We start from the raw sequence: 15,488 nt of genomic DNA, 5'->3' as shown, positions 1-15,488 counted from the left end.
GGCTCAACTCCAGTACAAGCGGTTCGGATTGTCGACCAGCAGCTTGCGCTGCAATTCGGCGGTCTGGGCAATCTGCGGAATATAGTCCACCAGCAGCCCGTCGTCGGGCATGTGGGACTTCAGGTTCGGGTGCGGCCAGTCCGTGCCCCACAGGACGCGGTCCGGGAAGGTCTCCACCAGGCGGCGGGCGAAGGGCACCACGTCCTGGTAGGCCTGCTGCTCGCCGTTCAGGGCGTAGGGGCCGGACTGGCTGAGGCGTTCCGGGCAGCTGACCTTGCTCCAGATGTTGGGATGCTCGCGCATCAGCGCGACGAAGCGCTGGAATTCGGGGCCGTCCACCGGCTGGGTGACGTCGGGGCGGCCCATGTGATCGACCACCACCGTCGTCGGCAGCGCGGTGAAGAAGTCGTACAGTTCAGGCAGGTCCTTGGCCTCGAAATAGACCACCACGTGCCAGCCCAGCGGGGCGATGCGGGCGGCGATGTCGGCCAGGACCTCGCGCGGAGTGAAATCCGCGAGGCGCTTGACGAAGTTGAAGCGCGTGCCGCGCACGCCAGCCTCGTGCAGCGCCCGCAGTTCGGCGTCGGTGATGTCCTGCGCCACCGTCGCCACTCCCCGGGCGCGGCCATCGGACGCCTTCAGCGCGTCGACCAGCGCGCGGTTGTCCGTGCCGTGGCAGGTCGCCTGCACGATCACGTTCTTCGCGAACCCCAGGTGATCGCGCAAGGCGAACAGGGCTTCCTTCGGCGCATCGCAGGGCGTGTACTTGCGCTGCGGCGCATAGGGGAAAACCGATCCCGGCCCGAAGACGTGGCAGTGCGCGTCCACGGCGTCGGGCGGCAGGCGGAAACGCGGGCGGCTGGGGCCGTCGTAGTAATCCAGCCAGCCGGGCGTCTTGGCGAAAGTGTCGGCGGTGCTCATGGCGCAGTCCTCAATCCAGATATTTCAGGCCGGCCTTCTCCAGGCCTTCGCGCATCTTGTAATAGTCCAGCCCCAGCACGCCGGAGGCGAAGATGTCGCGCTTGCTGACTTCGTTGTCCTCGCGGGCCTGGGCCTTGGCGGCGACTTCGCCGGCGATGGCCGCCGGCACCACCACCACTCCGTCGGTATCGGCCACGACCACGTCGCCCGGCATCACGGCGGCGTTGGCGCACACCACCGGGATGTTGACCGAGCCCAGCGTGCCCTTGACCGTGCCCCGGGCGCTGATGGCCCGCGCGAACACCGGGAATTCCATGGATTCCAGGGTGTCGACGTCGCGCACGCCGCCGTCGATGATCAGGCCGCGGGCGCCGCGCGCCTTGAAGGACGTGGCCAGCAGGTCGCCGAAGAAGCCGTCGGTGCTGTCGGCGGTGCAGGCCGCCACCACGACGTCGCCGGGACGGATCTGTTCGGCCGCGACGTGCAGCATCCAGTTGTCGCCCGGCTGCAGCAGCACGGTGACGGCGGTGCCGCACAGGCGCGCGCCGCGCCAGACCGGCCGCATGTAGGGCTTCATCAGGCCCGCGCGCCCCATGGCTTCGTGGATGGTGGCCACGCCGAAATGCGACAGATGCTCGACGGCGGCGGCATCCGCGCGCTGGATGGCGCGATGCACGACGCCCAGCTGATTCAAGGGGGTGCTCATTTCATATCCTCCGGAGATCAAAGGCCCTTGGCCTTCAGGGCGGCGTCCAGGCGCGGGAAGACGCGCCGGGCATTGCCCTCGTAAATCTGGAAGCGGTCGGCGTCGGACAGGACGGTGGCCGCTTCGATGTAGCGCTTGGTGTCGTCGAAATAATGGCCGGTTTCGGGATCGATGCCCCGCACCGCGCCGATCATTTCCGAGGCGAACAGCACGTTCTTCACGGGGATGACCCGCGTCAGCAGATCGATGCCCGGCTGGTGGTAGACACAGGTGTCGAAGAAGACGTTGTTCAGCAGGTGCTCGTCGAGCAGCGGCTTTTTCAGCGCCTGGGCCAGGCCGCGGAAGCGGCCCCAGTGATAGGGCGCCGCCCCGCCCCCGTGCGGAATGATGAAGCGCAGCGTGGGGAAATCCTTGAACAGGTCCGAGGTCAGGCACTGCATGAAGGCCGTGGTGTCGGCGTTCAGATAGTGGGCCCCGGTCGTGTGGAAGCAGGGATTGCAGCTGGTCGACACGTGGATCATGGCCGGAATGTCGTATTCCACCATCTTCTCGTAGATCGGGTACCAGGAATGATCGGACAGCGGCGGCGCCGTCCAGTGCCCGCCCGACGGATCCGGATTCAGGTTGACGCCGACCGCGCCGTATTCTCGGACGCATTTTTCCAGTTCGGGGATGCAGGTCGCCGGGTCCACGCCGGGCGACTGCGGCAGCATGGCGGCCATGGCGAAATGGTCCGGAAACAGCGTGGAAACCCGATGGCACAGTTCATTGCAGATCGCCGCCCAGGTGCTGGAGACCTGGAAGTCGCCGATGTGGTGCGCCATGAAGCTGGCTCGGGGCGAAAAGATCGTCAGGTCGGAGCCGCGTTCGCGCATCAGGCGCAACTGGTTGGATTCGATGCTCTCGCGCAGATCATCGTCGCTGATCCGCAGCTCGGACGCCTTCGGGCTTTGCGCGGGGTCCTTGAGACCGGCGATCTGCCGTTCGCGCCAGTCGGCCAGCGCCTGCGGGGCGGTGGTGTAGTGCCCGTGGCAATCGATGATCAGGGGTTTTCGATTCATGTTGACGGATTCCTTTTGATAAGCCGGATCAGCGAGCGTCGTCGCCATCCACCCCTGCCGCCCGCCAGGCGGATTCGGGGACCATGACTTCGCCGCGCATGATGAGACGCGCCGTGCGCAGCAAGGCGGCCCGCACGACCTTCTGCGCGTCGTGGGGGTCCAGTTCGAGTTCGACGGTGAATTCACCGCTGGGATGTTCGATGGAAACGGCCTTGCGGTCGCCGGCCGGCAACTGCGCCAGGGCATGCGGCACCGAGCCTTCCAGCACGCAGGCGGTGCCGACCGTCACGGCCGCCAGCACGCCGATGGCTTCGTGGCAGACGTGCGGGATGAAACAGCGGGTGTTGATGGCGCCGCCGGCCTGCGGCGCCGACACCAGGGTCATCTTGGGGTAGTTGCGCCCGCTGACGTCCCCCAGCCCCATGAGTTCGGCCGTTTTCAGGCGCAGGGCCTCGATCCGGGCCTTCAGACCGGCGTCGGCGTTCAGTTCCGCCGGGCGTTCCCGGCCGGTGCAGCCCAGGTCCTCGGCCCGGAACAGCACCAGCGGCATGCCGTTGTCGATGCAGGTCACGTCGATGTCGAAGGGCTGGAAATCGGCCCCGGCGGGCGGCTCGACGCGCACGCGGTCCAGCACCCGGCCGGTCGGCAGCAGGCCGGAACACACCGAGCCGGCCGTATCCAGGAAATTGATGGTGATGGGAGCGGAGGTCTTGGGCACGCCGTCGATGCGGGCCTGGCCTTCGTAGCTGACCTGGCGGCCCGCCGGCGTCAGCGGCGTCTGCACGGTGATGTCGCACTGCATGCCGGTGTTGCGGGTCAGGACGCGCGCCGTGGTCTGATCGCCCTGGGCCTGGATCAGGCCGCGTTCCAAGGCGAACGGCACCACGGCCGCCAGCATGTTGCCGCAATTGGCCGTGGTGTCGACGGTGTCCTGGTCCGGCTGCAGCTGGGCGAACAGGAATTCCAGATCGACCCCCGGCGTGGTGCCCGCGCGCACGATGCCGACTTTGCTGGTCAGGGGGTGCGCCCCGCCCATGCCGTCGATCTGCCGGCGATCCGGCGACCCCATGACGGCCAGCAGAACCCGGTTGCGGGCGGCCGTATCGGCCGGCAGATCGGATTCCAGGAAAAACGGCCCGCGCGAGGTGCCCCCGCGCATGAACAAGGCTGGAACAGGTTTTTGCATCACACCACCACCATTGCTATGTTGCAATCATTATGGGCGCAAGCCGCCTGGCGAATAAGGGTATACGGGCACTAGCTGCTATATCAAATCGGTATAATAGAAGCGTCGTCATGCCTGACTTAAGGGTAAACCCTGACATGGATCTCAAGCAGCTGGAATACTTCACCCGCGTGGCGGAACTGGGCAGCTTCACCCAGGCATCCCACGCCCTGGACATCGCCCAACCGGCGCTCAGCCGGCAGGTGCGGCTGCTGGAAGTCGAACTGCGCCAGAACCTGCTGAACCGCAACGGACGGGGCGTGACCACGACGGAAGCGGGCAAGGTGCTGCTGGAGCACTGCCGGGGGATCCTGCACCAGGTCGAACGCGCCAAGGAAGACATGGGAAGGGTCCAGGGCGCCCTGGCGGGCCGGGTGGCCCTGGGCATCGTGCCCAGCGCCTCGAAGATGCTGACCGTGCCGCTGACCCGGAAATTCCGCAAGCAGCTGCCCAACGCCTCGCTGTCCATCAGCGAAGGCCTGTCGGTGATGATGCAGGAATCCCTGCTGGCGGGCCGCCTGGACATCGCCCTGCTCTACAACCCCAGCGCCTCGGCGGAACTGGATCTCAGTCCGCTGACCAGCGAACTGCTGTATCTGGTCGGCCCCAAGGGCCCGCATCCGTCCCAGCAGGCCATGCCGCTCCGATCGCTGGCCGGCATCCCGCTGGTGATTCCCAACCGGCCGCACACCATCCGCATGCTGCTGGAATCGCAGATGGCGCTGATCGGCTGCCGCCCCAATATCCGCCTGGAAATCGACGGGGTGCCCGCCATCCTGGACCTGGTGGCCGACGGCGCCGGCTATGCGGTGCTGACCGAACACGCCGTGCTGACCTCGGCGCAGCCGGACCGCTATCACATCCGGCCCATCAGCCAGCCCGAACTGCCCAGCCGGCTGTATCTGGCGACGGCGTCGGGGCGCATCACGACCCTGACGCAGCAGGCCATGCTGGACCTGATCCGCAGCACGGTGCTCGAAACCTATCCCACCACGCTGATCCAGGCCGCCTGAACGGCGCCGTTCAGTCTTTCCGGGCGTGCCCGATCAGGCGGTCGGCATACGCCTGCCAGCCGCCGGCTTTCTGGACGCCGTCGAACAGGCCCTGGGCGGCCAAGCCGGCCACCCAGTCCTGCTTCTGCGCCGTGGCGGCGGCCATCCAGGGTTCGAAGCCGGCTTCGTGCACGGTATTGGCGACCTCGCGCATTTCCTCGGCGCGGCGCCGGCCATGCTGCACCACCCGGCTGTAGAAATACCGCCCCTGCTCCGTCCAGTCGATGGACGGAAAGGTTTCCTGCAAGGTCGGCAGCACGTAGTCCTCGACCCCGTAGGCGCGGGCGGCGGTATAGCTTTCGATCACCAGGGCCTCCAGGCCCTTGATCATGACGCTGCGGCACATCTTGATGGCCGAGGCCACCCCGAGTTCCGGCGACACGGCCTTGGCGTCCATGCCCCAGGCCGCCAGGCGGGCCGCCAGGGCGTGCGCATGCGGGCCGCCCAGCAGCATGGGCACGCGAATGCCGTACGGCGGCACCGAGGTCATCACCCCGGCCTCGACGTAATGCCCGCCGGCCGCCTCGATCAGGGCGGCGGCTTCGCGCTTGGCCCCCGGCGACGCGGAATTCAGGTCCAGGAACACCGTGTCCGGCCGCAGGTGGGCGGCCGCCTCGCGGGCCACCGCCACCGTGCTGGACGCCGTCACCGCCGAAATCACGAGAGTGCTGCCGGCGCACAGGGCGGCGGCGGAATCGCACAGGACGACGCCGTCCCGGGCGGCCCGGTCGCGCAGCGGCTGCGCCGCCGCCCGATCGGCCAGCTTCAGGTCCCAGGCCCGCACGCCCGCCATGTGCGGCGCCAGGCCGGCGCAGAAGATCCCGCCCACCTCGCCATAGCCGATCAATCCCAACTGCGTTGCCTGCATGACATTCTCCAAGACTGAATGGATTTCCGGCCCGCGTTCCGGGCCGGTCGACGCCCGCGCATCAGGCGGACGGATACTGTTCCGTATCGACTTCCTTCTGCGTGGCCGGCCCGTAGCGATCCCCCGCCACCCTGCGGCGATCGAAGTGGGCGGCCAGCTCGGCGCACAGATCGTCGTCCAGGACGACGGCGGCGGCGGCGAGGTTTTCCCGCAGATGATCCAGGCGGGTCGTGCCCGGGATGGGGATGATCTCCGGCCCCTGATGCAGCAGCCAGGCCAGGGCCAGTTGACCGGGGGAGCAGCCCCGGGCCTGCGCGCGGTCGCGCAGCAGGCCAAGCAGGGACTGGTTGCGCGCGAAGGCGTCCGGCTGGAAACGCGGCATGCGGCGGCGCAAGTCGGTCTCCGCCAGTGCGTCCATGGATGGTAGGCCGTCGGCCAGGAAGGCCCGCCCCAGCGGGCTGAAGGCCACGAATGCGGCGCCCAATTCGCGGCAGGCCTGCAGCACGGCGATTTCCACGTTGCGCGACCACAGGGAATATTCGCTTTGCACCGCCGCGATGGGATGCACCGCATGCGCCCGGCGCAAGGTGTCGGCCGAGACCTCGGACAGGCCGATGCTGCGGATCTTGCCCGCTTGCGCCAGATCGGCCAGGGCGCCGATGCTGTCCTCGATGGGCACGGATTTGTCCCAGCGATGCAGATAGTACAGATCGATGACGTCGGTGCGCAGGCGGCGCAGGGAATCTTCGCAGGTGCGGCGCAAGGTTTCCGGGCGGCCGTCGATGCGGCGCTGGCCATCTTCCCGGAAGATGCCGCATTTGCTGGCCAGGAAAAAGCGGCTGCGGTGAGGCGACAGCACCCGGCCGACCAGTTCTTCGTTGTGCCCGAAACCGTAGAGCGCCGCCGTGTCGAACAGCGTCACGCCCTGGTCCAGCGCCCCCAGCAGCAGGGCCTGCGCCTGTTCGGGCGGCACGGCCGGGCCGTAGCCGTGACTGAGGCCCATGCATCCCAGGCCGACGGGGAAAACCGGTGTTCCGGCAATCGTGCGAGTCTGTGTCATAGTGGTTCGATTATCCCCAGAACGCCGGGTCGGGGAAAGCCCGGCCCGGCGACTAGCAGCTATAACCGATTGCTATGGAGCGGCGCGCCGGACCGCCTTCACGACTGCTTGCCGGGATCCTTCACCGCCTTGATGGTGTCGAATTCCACGTTCTGCAACACGCCGTCCACCTTCTCGACCTTGCGGATGTAGACGTTCTGGACGATGTCGCGCGTCTTCGGATCGATTTCCACCGGGCCGCGCGGGCTGGTCCATTTCATGCCCTTGGCGGCCGCCACGAAGGCATCGCCTTTGACGTTGCCGGCATCCTTCTTCAGCACCTCGTCGATCAGGCGCATGCCGTCATAGGCGGCCACGGCAACCATGTTCGGGCGCACATTGGGATACGCCTTGGCGTAGGCCGCCACGAACGCCTTGTTTTCCGGCGAATCGTGCGCCGTGGAATAGTGGAACGAGGTGATCATCCCCAGGGCATTGTCCCCCATCGCCCCCAGGACGTCCTCCGTCACCACGTCGCCCGTGGCCAGGAGACGGATGCCGCTCTTGTCCAGGCCGCGTTCCTTGTAGCCTTTCGCCAGCGCCACGCCCTGTTCGCCGTTGGGCACGAAGGAGAAGATCGCATCCGGCTTGGCGTCCTTGATTTTCTGCAGGAAAGGCGCGAAATCCGGGCTGGTCAGCGGAGTATGGATCTCGCCCGCGATGCTGCCGCCGGCCGCCGTGAACGTCTTCTTGAACTGGGCCGCGGCGTCATGGCCGGGCCCGTAATCGGCCACCAGCAGATACACCGAACGGATGCCGTTCTTCGCCGCCCAGCTGGCCATGGGCGCGGCGACCTGCGGCAGGGTCATGGACGTGCGCACGATGTAGGGCGACTTTTCCGTGATGGACGAAGTCGCCGCATTCAGCACGATCATGGGAATCTTCGCCTCGGTGGCCAGCGGCGCGACCGCGAACGCGGCCGGCGTCAGGCCGAATCCGGCCAGCAGATCGACCTTGTCCTGGATCAGCAGGTTCTGCGCCTGGCGTTTGCTGATCGCGGGTGAAATCCCGGTGTCGTCCTTTTCCAGCAGGACAGCCTTGCGACCGCCCAGCATGCCGCCATGCTCGTCCAGATAGAGCTTGGCGCCGTTCATGATCTGCTGGCCCGTGGACGCGAAAGGCCCCGAAGACGGGACCACCATCCCGATCTTCAGATCCTGCGCCTGGGCCATGCCCAGCGCCCCCGCCCCCAAGGCGGCGGCGACCAGCAGCTTGCCGATGGAATGTCTCACGAGTTGTCTCCTTGGTTTTTTTGAGAGGTGCTTCAGGTGAAAAAGGCTATAGGTCCAGGATCAGCAAAGGCGTGCGGGCGCGCGAACAACACGGGGTGAACTGATCGTTGGCGGCGTGTTCGTCGTCGGTCAGGTAGCTGTCGCGGTGATCCGGCGTGCCGGACTTCACGCCCGTCAGGCAGGTGCCGCAGATGCCTTCCTCGCAGGACACGGGAATGAAGACTCCCTGGCGATCCAGCGCATGCGTGACGGTCTCGTCCGCGGGGATGTCGAAGATTTCCCCGGTGCTGGCCAGTTGCACCTGAAAGGCCTGATCCTGATCGCCCGGACGCGGCTTGTCGGCTTCGTCCAGCGCAAAGAGTTCGAAATGCACCCGGGCGTCCGGGATGCCGGCCGCCCGGGCCTGGGCGCGGATGAATTCGATGTAGCCCGCCGGCCCGCAGACGTAGACCTGCGCCTGATCCCGGGCCGCCCGCGCGAGCAGGGCCGCGGCATCCAGCGCGGTGTCCGGCTCGTCGTCGAAATGCAGGTGGGCATGACCCGCCTGCTCGAACGGCGCGATGTCCTCCAGGAACGCGGCCCGCGCGCGGCTGCGGCAACTGTAATGCAGCGCGAAGTCCGCCCCCAGGGCGCCCAGTTCGGTCGCCATGCACAGGATGGGCGTGATGCCGATGCCCCCGCCCAGCAACAGGCTGTGCTCGGCGGGCGCCAGTTCGAAGCGATTGCGCGGCGCGCTGATTTGCAGCAGGTCGCCTTCGCGCACCTGGTCGTGCAAGGCGACGGATCCGCCCCGGGACCGGGGTTCGCGCAGGACGCCGATGCGAAAGCGATCGCGTCGCCGGCAATCGCTCATCAGCGAATATTGCCGGATCAGGCCGCCGGGCAGATGCACGTCGATATGGGCGCCGGGCGTGAAGGCCGGCAAAAGGCCGCTTGCGGGATCTTCCAGATCCAGGCTGACGATGTCCTGGGCTGCCTCATGTCTGGCAGCGACCCGGACGGACAACAAAATATCGCTCATGATTCTCTCTCGTGCGCCCGGCCCGCGCTCGGCCATGCGCCGCGCGCCGAAACCGGGACAAGCTGCACTTTAGCCCACCGCGGCCTCGGACGGCGCGGCGCGTTCGGCCGCGACCAGCTCGTCCAGGACGCGGTTGGCCCGCACGCCGCCCGAATCGATGTTCAGGGCCAGCAGCCGGCGTCCGCTGAATGCCTGTCGATTGCGCTGCTGGGCTTCCAGGACGGCCAGATCCTGGCTGAAGATCTTGCCCTGCCCGGCGCGGATGGATTCGGTCAGGGCCGCGTCGTCCGGCTTGAAATGCCGCGCCATGCCCCAGAAATACCAGTGGGAGGATTCAGTCTCCGGCGTCATGAAGTCGACCACGATCGCCGATACCCGCTTGGCGGGATCCGCGTGGATGCCGCCCTCGCCCGCCAGCGCCACGCCCACGTCGATCTGCACGCTGCCCGGCGCGGTAAAGCGCGAATATTGCCAGCGGTCCACCCGGGCGTGATCGTCCAGCCCGCTGGCCCGCATGCCCAGCTGCCAGAACGGCGGCGCGATGATGTCGTTCATCTCGCGGCTGGTGATGACCTGATTGCCCTCGAGATGCGTCTTGACGGGCGACTGGTCGATTTCATCCTGGCCGATGCTGCCGGCATGCACGTAGGCTTCGTGGGTCAGGTCCATGAGGTTGTCGATCATCAGCCGATAGCTGCACTGGATATGATACAGCCCGCCGCCGAAGGCCCATTCGGGGTCGTCCGCCCAGGGCAGATCGGGAATGGCCGAGACATCGGCCAGCGCCGCGTCCCCCGGCCAGATCCAGACGAAGCCGTGGCGCTCTTCGACCGGGTAGCTGCGGATGCAGGGAAAACCGCCCACCCGCTGCATCGGCATGGAGACCGCCTTGCCATGGCAATCCATGACCAGGCCGTGATAGCCGCACATCAGATTGCCGTCCACGACCGAGCCCAGGGACAGGGCCGCGCCCCGGTGCGGACAGAAATCCTCCAGGGCGGCGATCCGGCCTTCCGCGCCCCGATACAGCACGATCGGCAGGCCGCAGATGGTGCGGCCCAGAGGCTTGTCGACGACTTCGTCCGGCGTGCAGGCCACGTACCAGGCATTCATGGGAAACATGATGGGGTCCTCCCGGCGCGCGTGAATGAAGGCGGCGCGCCTTTCAAATAAGCCTTTCGATCCCGGAGATCCCGTGAATCCGGAACCTCCGAATTCTTCAGCGCACAATTATTCAGAACACTGAATGTTTAACCATTCTACAAATGGGGAATTGGCCGATGAACTAGGACTAACCCTCTTGCGGTTTACCCTTGGCCGGAGGGCGACGCGGCGGTCTCCCGGCCTTCCGGCGCCACCGTAAGCGGCGCCCGGCTCTGGTGATTGTTCAGATGGACCAGTTTTTCCAGCAGGCTCATGAACTGGGCTTCTTCCTGCGCCGAGAATTTCTCGAAGATGCGCTGGTGAAGCCGGGCGATGCCCCCGTTGACTTCGACCAGCAGGTCGCGGCCGGCCCGCGTCAGGGACAGCCGGCGCTGCCGCCGGTCGGCCGGATCGACTTCGCGCAGCAGCAGCCCTTTTTCCTCCAGCCGTGTGGCGACGCTGGCCGCCGTCGACGTGTCGATCGCCGCCAGCCCCGCCATGGACACCTGGTCCACATGAGGATTGTCCAGCACCACGCACAGCACCGCATACTGCATCGGCGTGATCAGATTGCCGATCTCGTCGTGGAAGATGGAGGCGGAAATCTGCTGCGCGCGCCGCAGCAGATGCCCGGGCTGGACATAAAGGGGCTCGTACAGAATAGAATCCGTCATGCGCGATCTCACCAAGACCCGCCGGGCGCGCGGTTCAAGATACCCAAACGACTGCCGCAGGCGCCGCCCCCGCGCCCAAGCAAGATTATCACGCCGAAAAATGCCGGCGGGACCGGACGGCCGCCATCCTCTTTTTTCCCGATACGCCCCTGACATGTCCCATCCCCTGAACACCCCGCCCCCCTCCTGGATCCTGCTGCACGGCCTGCTGTGCGACGCGGACACCTGGTCCGATTTCATCGGGCCGCTCTCGCGCACCGGGCCGGTCCTGGCGGCGAACCTGAGCGGCATCGCCTCGCTGGCGCAGGCTGCGGAAGACGTCCTGGCCCGCGTCCGGGGCCCCGTGATCGTCGTGGGCCATTCCATGGGCGGGCGGGTCGCCCTGGAAATGGTCCGGCAGGCGCCAGAGCGCGTGCGGGGACTCGTCCTGATGAACACCGGCTACAAGGGCCTGGGGGAAGGCGAACTCGAAAAAAGGCATGCCATCGTCCAGGCCGCGAAGGCGGGCGGCATCGCCGCCATCCTCGAGCCCTGGCTGGCCGGCATGATCACCCCGGACACGGCCGGCGACGCCGGGCTCATGCGGCGCATGCGCGACATGGTGCTGCGCTCTTCCGTGGCGTCCTTCGCGAGCCAGATCCAGGCGCTCATCGAACGCCCGGACGCCGGCGGCCTGCTGCCCGGCATCGCCTGCCCGACGCTGCTCATGAGTGGCACGCAGGACCGCTGGAGCCCCCTGTCGCGGCACGAGGACATGGCCCGCCTGATCCCCGGCGCCGAGCTGAGCGCCATCCCGGACGCGGGCCACATGGCGCCCTTCGAAGCGCCGGCGGCCTGCCTGCGCGGCATCCTGGACTGGGCCGCGCGGCGTCATCTGACGGCGTGACCCCGCGCCCGCTGCCCGCGCCTTCCGCTCCGGCGGACCTCAGGCCGGTTCCAGCACCAGCAGGCCGGTGGCGGTATTGGAAATCGGCACGTGATAATGGGCGTGGCGCTTGCGCACCGGAATGTCGTCGAGCACGCCCCGCGCCGCCACCCACATCAGCAGCTCGATGCCCTGCGTGCCCGCCAGTTCCACCAGGTCCTCGTTGGAGTACTGCGTGATCCAGGTCGGGTCGTCCACCAGGCTGTCCATGAACCGCAGATCGAAGGGCTTGTTGATGAAACCGGCGCGTTCGCCATCCAGCTGGTGGGACAGGCCGCCGCTGGCGATCACCAGCACCCGCCGCCCGTCTTCCCAGGACTCGATCGCGCGGCGCAGCGACTGCCCCAGGCGGTAGCACCGGGACGCCGAGGGATAAGGCGCCAGCACCGTATTGATGCAGACCGGCACGATTTCCACCGGCCAGGCCCCGGATGCCTGGCCTTCGGGCCACAGCAGGGCCAGCGGCAGGGATACGGCGTGGTCGATCAGGGCCTCCTGGCAGGTGGTGATGTCGAACTCGTCCGCCACCAGAGTCTCGACGATGTGCCAGGACAGGTCCACGCAGCCGCGCGGCTCGACCAGGGCGGGAATGCCCCAGCCCTCGTCCGCCGTCTGGTAGGACGGCGCCGCCCCCACCGAGAAGGTCGGCATCTTGTCCAGGAAGAAGTTCAGGCCGTGGTCGTTGTGCAGGATGACGACCACGTCGGGGCGCGTCCGGGCCAGCCACTCGCGGGCCTGGCCATAGGCGTCGAAGAAGGGTTTCCAATAAGGATCCTGCTGCTTCTGGCGGGCCAGCGCGCCGCCAATGGCCGGAACGTGGGAAGTGCTGATGCTGCCGATGAGATGCGCCATGATCATGCTCCCGCTGCGGCGAGTTTCGCCTGGAATTCCTGTTTGCTCACGCCGGTCTGCTGAGCGCCGATGTCCTGCATGTCCAGGCCGAAGATGCCGGCCAGCTTGGCCAGATAGTAGGGATGGCCGCCCGCCGCCATCATGCGCAGCACTTCGCGGCTACGCACGGCCGCCTTCTGGGCATCGTCCAGACGGTAGCGCGTCATGTAGGCTTCCTCGTCCCGCAGGAACGCCGCGCGGCACTCCGCCGCATTGAAACTGAAGCACATGCGGTTCAGGGCATAGCCGATCCGCGCCATGTCGCCGTCGAAGATCATCGTGCCGGGAATATCGCGCCGGCGCGCGCGGGTCTGGGCTGTCGTCATGAGAGGTCTCCTTGAAAAACGCCCCGCCCGGGTACCGGGATCTGGGGCTCTGGATCGCGCCCCGGGGCCACTTCTTGTCAGACGTGCTCATCATGCCGCCCGCCGCCGCGGCGGAGAATGGATTTTTACGCTTTAAAAATGTACATTTCGTGGATGCCATCCCACGGGCACGACCCCATGACCGCCCTGATCCCCGCCCCGCCCGCGCACGACCACACCACCGTGCCGATCTACAAGCTGTACGGCTACGGCAACGTCTGGACCAGCCCGGACCCGCTGTACTGCGAAACCATCGCGGCGCAGGAAAAATTGCACAATTGGCATGTCACGGCGCACAAGCACACGGACCTGTTCCAGATCCTGTTCCTGCAATCGGGGGATGCCACCGTCGTGCTGGACGGCCAGGCGCGGGCCCTGGGCGCCAGGCCGGCCGGTTCGCCGCCCGCAGGCCCCGGGACGGCCGAGCGCGCGCGGCGGTCGGCCGCGGGACACGTGGTGCTGATTCCCCAGCGCGTCGTCCACGAATTCATCTTCCAGCCGGGCGCAAACGGCTACATCCTGACGCTGACCTACGCCCTGCTGCAACCGCTGTGCCAGCGCCACGGCCTGAGCCTGCACACCCTGGCGGATCCGGCCCTGCTGGCCCTCGACGCGCGGGACGACTATACGAGCCGCACCTTCGATCAGCTGGAGCTGGAATACCATCGTCCGCACCACCCTCAGCGCGGCCCGCTGCTCGAAGCGTTGCTGGGCACCATCCTGGTATGGGTGCACCGCCATCACGCGCCCCGCTCCGAAAAACGCGTGGAACAGCCGCCCGGCGGATTACACCTGGCGCGCTACGCGCAGATGATCGAGACGCACTTTTCCCGCCAGCACCAGGTCGGCTGGTATGCCCGGCGCCTGGGCGTGACGGCCGCGCACCTGAACATCATCGTCCAGACGCTGGCGGGCAAGACGGCGCTGCGGCTGATCCACGAGCGCCTGCTGCTGGAAGCCCGACGCGAACTGGTCTACACCGTCCGGCCGATCAGCGCCATCGCCGATTCGCTGGGCTTCGCCGACCCGGCCTATTTCACGCGCTTCTTCAAGCGCCTGGCCGGCCTGTCCCCCAAAGACTTCCGGCGCAGGATGCTGGACGGCGGCACGGCGGCGCCCGACGATCACACCACGGGTTCGTAGGGCAAGCCCACGTAGTTTTCCGCGATGGTGGTCAGCCCCGCCTGCGTGCTGGTGTAATAGTCCTGCTCCGCCTGCTGGATGCGCTGGCTGAAGGCATCCCCGTCGAAGGCATGCAGCAGCGACGTCATCCACCAGGAAAAGCGTTCCGCCTTCCAGACGCGGCGCAGGCAGATCTCCGAATAGCGGTCCAGCAGCTCGGGGCGATTGTCCAGGCAGGCGCCGCGCAAGGCGTGGTACAGGGTATAGACGTCGCTCGAGGCCAGGTTCAGGCCCTTGGCCCCGGTGGGCGGCACGATGTGCGCGGCGTCGCCCACCAGGAACAGCTTGCCGAAACGCATGGGTTCGGCCACGAAGCTGCGCAGCGGCGCAATGCTTTTTTCAAAGGACGGGCCGGTCTGCAGCTTGGCAGCGACGTCCTCGGGCAGGCGGGCCGACAGTTCCGTCCAGAAGCGGTCGTCCGACCATTCCTCGATGTGTTCGGCCAGGCTGCACTGCAGGTAGTAGCGGCTGCGCGTGTGCGAACGCATGCTGCACAGGGCGAAGCCGCGCGGATTATGCACGTAGATCAGTTCGTCCTCGACCGGCGGCGTATCGGTCAGCAGGCCCAGCCAGCCGAAGGGATAGACGCGCTCGAAGTTGCGGATGCGGTCCTGCGGCGCCGACTGGCGCGACACTCCATGGAAGCCGTCGCAGCCGGCGATGTAGTCGCAGTCCAGCGTCTTGCGCTGCCCTTCGTGCATGAAAGTGACGCGCGGCTTGCCGTCCAGGAAGTCGTGCAGCTGCACGTCGGTGGCCTCGTAGAGAATCGGCGCGCCGCTTGCCCGACGGGCGTCCATCAGGTCGTGCGTCACTTCGGTCTGCCCATAGACCAGCACGGACTTGCCCGTCAGGGCCATCATGTCGACCCGCTGGCGGCGTCCCTGGAAAGCCAGCGTGAAGCCGTCGTGCTCCAGCCCTTCCGCATCCATCCGCGCCGACACGCCCGCTTCGCGCATCAGATTGACGAAACCGTATTCCAGCACCCCGGCTCGCACCCGGCTCAGCACATAATCCGGGGTATGGCGTTCCAGGATGACATTGTCGATGCCGCAGCGCTGCAGCAGTTGTCCCAGCAATAGCCCCGACGGGCCGGCGCCGATGATGGCGACTTGTGTTTTCATGA

The 15,488-nt window shown here is 67.0% G+C and carries 16 protein-coding genes; 3 read left to right on the top strand and 13 right to left on the bottom strand.

The window, feature by feature from the left end; genetic code table 11:
• Positions 1-3: 3 nt before the first annotated feature.
• From Q0263_RS10670 to Q0263_RS10655, 4 genes are read right to left on the bottom strand one after another with little or no spacing between them, the layout of a single operon-like run.
• The gene (locus Q0263_RS10670; protein ID WP_298015804.1) at positions 4-921 is read right to left on the bottom strand and encodes an amidohydrolase family protein; all 918 of its coding nucleotides are present in this window, start codon (positions 919-921) and stop codon (positions 4-6) included.
• Between the two features lie 10 nt (positions 922-931).
• Positions 932-1,627, bottom strand: coding sequence for a 4-carboxy-4-hydroxy-2-oxoadipate aldolase/oxaloacetate decarboxylase (gene ligK, locus Q0263_RS10665; RefSeq protein ID WP_298015802.1), 696 nt, complete (start codon positions 1,625-1,627; stop codon positions 932-934).
• A 17-nt stretch (positions 1,628-1,644) separates the two neighbouring features.
• The gene (locus Q0263_RS10660; RefSeq protein ID WP_298019027.1) at positions 1,645-2,673 is read right to left on the bottom strand and encodes an amidohydrolase family protein; all 1,029 of its coding nucleotides are present in this window, start codon (positions 2,671-2,673) and stop codon (positions 1,645-1,647) included.
• 43 nt (positions 2,674-2,716) lie between these two features.
• Positions 2,717-3,874 (bottom strand): 4-oxalomesaconate tautomerase, encoded by a 1,158-nt coding sequence (locus Q0263_RS10655; RefSeq protein ID WP_298015800.1) that lies wholly within the window; start codon positions 3,872-3,874, stop codon positions 2,717-2,719.
• Positions 3,875-4,011: 137 nt separating this feature from the next.
• Here Q0263_RS10655 and Q0263_RS10650 point away from each other — a divergent pair, with 137 nt between their 5' ends.
• A complete protein-coding gene (locus Q0263_RS10650; protein WP_298015798.1) occupies positions 4,012-4,926 on the top strand; it encodes a LysR substrate-binding domain-containing protein in 915 nt (304 codons plus the stop codon).
• A gap of 10 nt (positions 4,927-4,936) precedes the next feature.
• Here Q0263_RS10650 and Q0263_RS10645 read toward each other — a convergent pair whose 3' ends face one another.
• The 6 genes from Q0263_RS10645 to Q0263_RS10620 form a co-directional block, all read right to left on the bottom strand.
• On the bottom strand, positions 4,937-5,833 hold the full coding sequence (locus tag Q0263_RS10645) for a DUF1932 domain-containing protein (protein WP_298015795.1): 897 nt from the start codon (positions 5,831-5,833) through the stop codon (positions 4,937-4,939).
• A gap of 61 nt (positions 5,834-5,894) precedes the next feature.
• Complete coding sequence (locus Q0263_RS10640; RefSeq protein WP_298015793.1) at positions 5,895-6,893, bottom strand: aldo/keto reductase; 999 nt, start codon at positions 6,891-6,893, stop codon at positions 5,895-5,897.
• 98 nt (positions 6,894-6,991) lie between these two features.
• Entirely contained in the window at positions 6,992-8,164 is a 1,173-nt protein-coding gene (locus tag Q0263_RS10635; RefSeq protein WP_366140703.1) for an ABC transporter substrate-binding protein, read from the bottom strand.
• 46 nt (positions 8,165-8,210) lie between these two features.
• Positions 8,211-9,185: a PDR/VanB family oxidoreductase gene (locus Q0263_RS10630; RefSeq protein WP_298015791.1), complete on the bottom strand. Its 975-nt coding sequence runs from the start codon at positions 9,183-9,185 to the stop codon at positions 8,211-8,213.
• A gap of 69 nt (positions 9,186-9,254) precedes the next feature.
• The gene (locus tag Q0263_RS10625) at positions 9,255-10,307 is read right to left on the bottom strand and encodes an aromatic ring-hydroxylating dioxygenase subunit alpha (protein WP_298015789.1); all 1,053 of its coding nucleotides are present in this window, start codon (positions 10,305-10,307) and stop codon (positions 9,255-9,257) included.
• A 185-nt stretch (positions 10,308-10,492) separates the two neighbouring features.
• Entirely contained in the window at positions 10,493-11,002 is a 510-nt protein-coding gene (locus tag Q0263_RS10620; protein WP_298015788.1) for a MarR family transcriptional regulator, read from the bottom strand.
• 154 nt (positions 11,003-11,156) lie between these two features.
• Here Q0263_RS10620 and Q0263_RS10615 point away from each other — a divergent pair, with 154 nt between their 5' ends.
• Entirely contained in the window at positions 11,157-11,888 is a 732-nt protein-coding gene (locus Q0263_RS10615; RefSeq protein WP_298015786.1) for an alpha/beta hydrolase, read from the top strand.
• A gap of 39 nt (positions 11,889-11,927) precedes the next feature.
• On the opposite strand, the gene Q0263_RS10610 is transcribed toward Q0263_RS10615, so the two are convergent.
• Positions 11,928-12,779: a class III extradiol dioxygenase family protein gene (locus Q0263_RS10610; RefSeq protein ID WP_298015784.1), complete on the bottom strand. Its 852-nt coding sequence runs from the start codon at positions 12,777-12,779 to the stop codon at positions 11,928-11,930.
• A 2-nt stretch (positions 12,780-12,781) separates the two neighbouring features.
• Positions 12,782-13,144, bottom strand: a complete 363-nt coding sequence (locus tag Q0263_RS10605; protein ID WP_298015782.1) for a protocatechuate 4,5-dioxygenase subunit alpha — start codon at positions 13,142-13,144, stop codon at positions 12,782-12,784.
• Positions 13,145-13,321: 177 nt separating this feature from the next.
• Here Q0263_RS10605 and Q0263_RS10600 point away from each other — a divergent pair, with 177 nt between their 5' ends.
• Complete coding sequence (locus Q0263_RS10600) at positions 13,322-14,326, top strand: helix-turn-helix domain-containing protein (RefSeq protein ID WP_298015780.1); 1,005 nt, start codon at positions 13,322-13,324, stop codon at positions 14,324-14,326.
• Here the strand turns inward: Q0263_RS10600 and pobA are convergent.
• The gene (gene pobA / locus Q0263_RS10595) at positions 14,308-15,486 is read right to left on the bottom strand and encodes a 4-hydroxybenzoate 3-monooxygenase (protein ID WP_298015778.1); all 1,179 of its coding nucleotides are present in this window, start codon (positions 15,484-15,486) and stop codon (positions 14,308-14,310) included. The two genes, Q0263_RS10600 and pobA, sit on opposite strands and share 19 nt — an antisense overlap.
• Positions 15,487-15,488: the final 2 nt, after the last annotated feature.

Source organism: uncultured Castellaniella sp. (assembly GCF_937988725.1).
Classification (GTDB): domain Bacteria; phylum Pseudomonadota; class Gammaproteobacteria; order Burkholderiales; family Burkholderiaceae_B; genus Castellaniella.
Note: the sequence above shows the minus strand (reverse complement) of the source record. Positions and strands in the feature narration are given on the sequence as shown.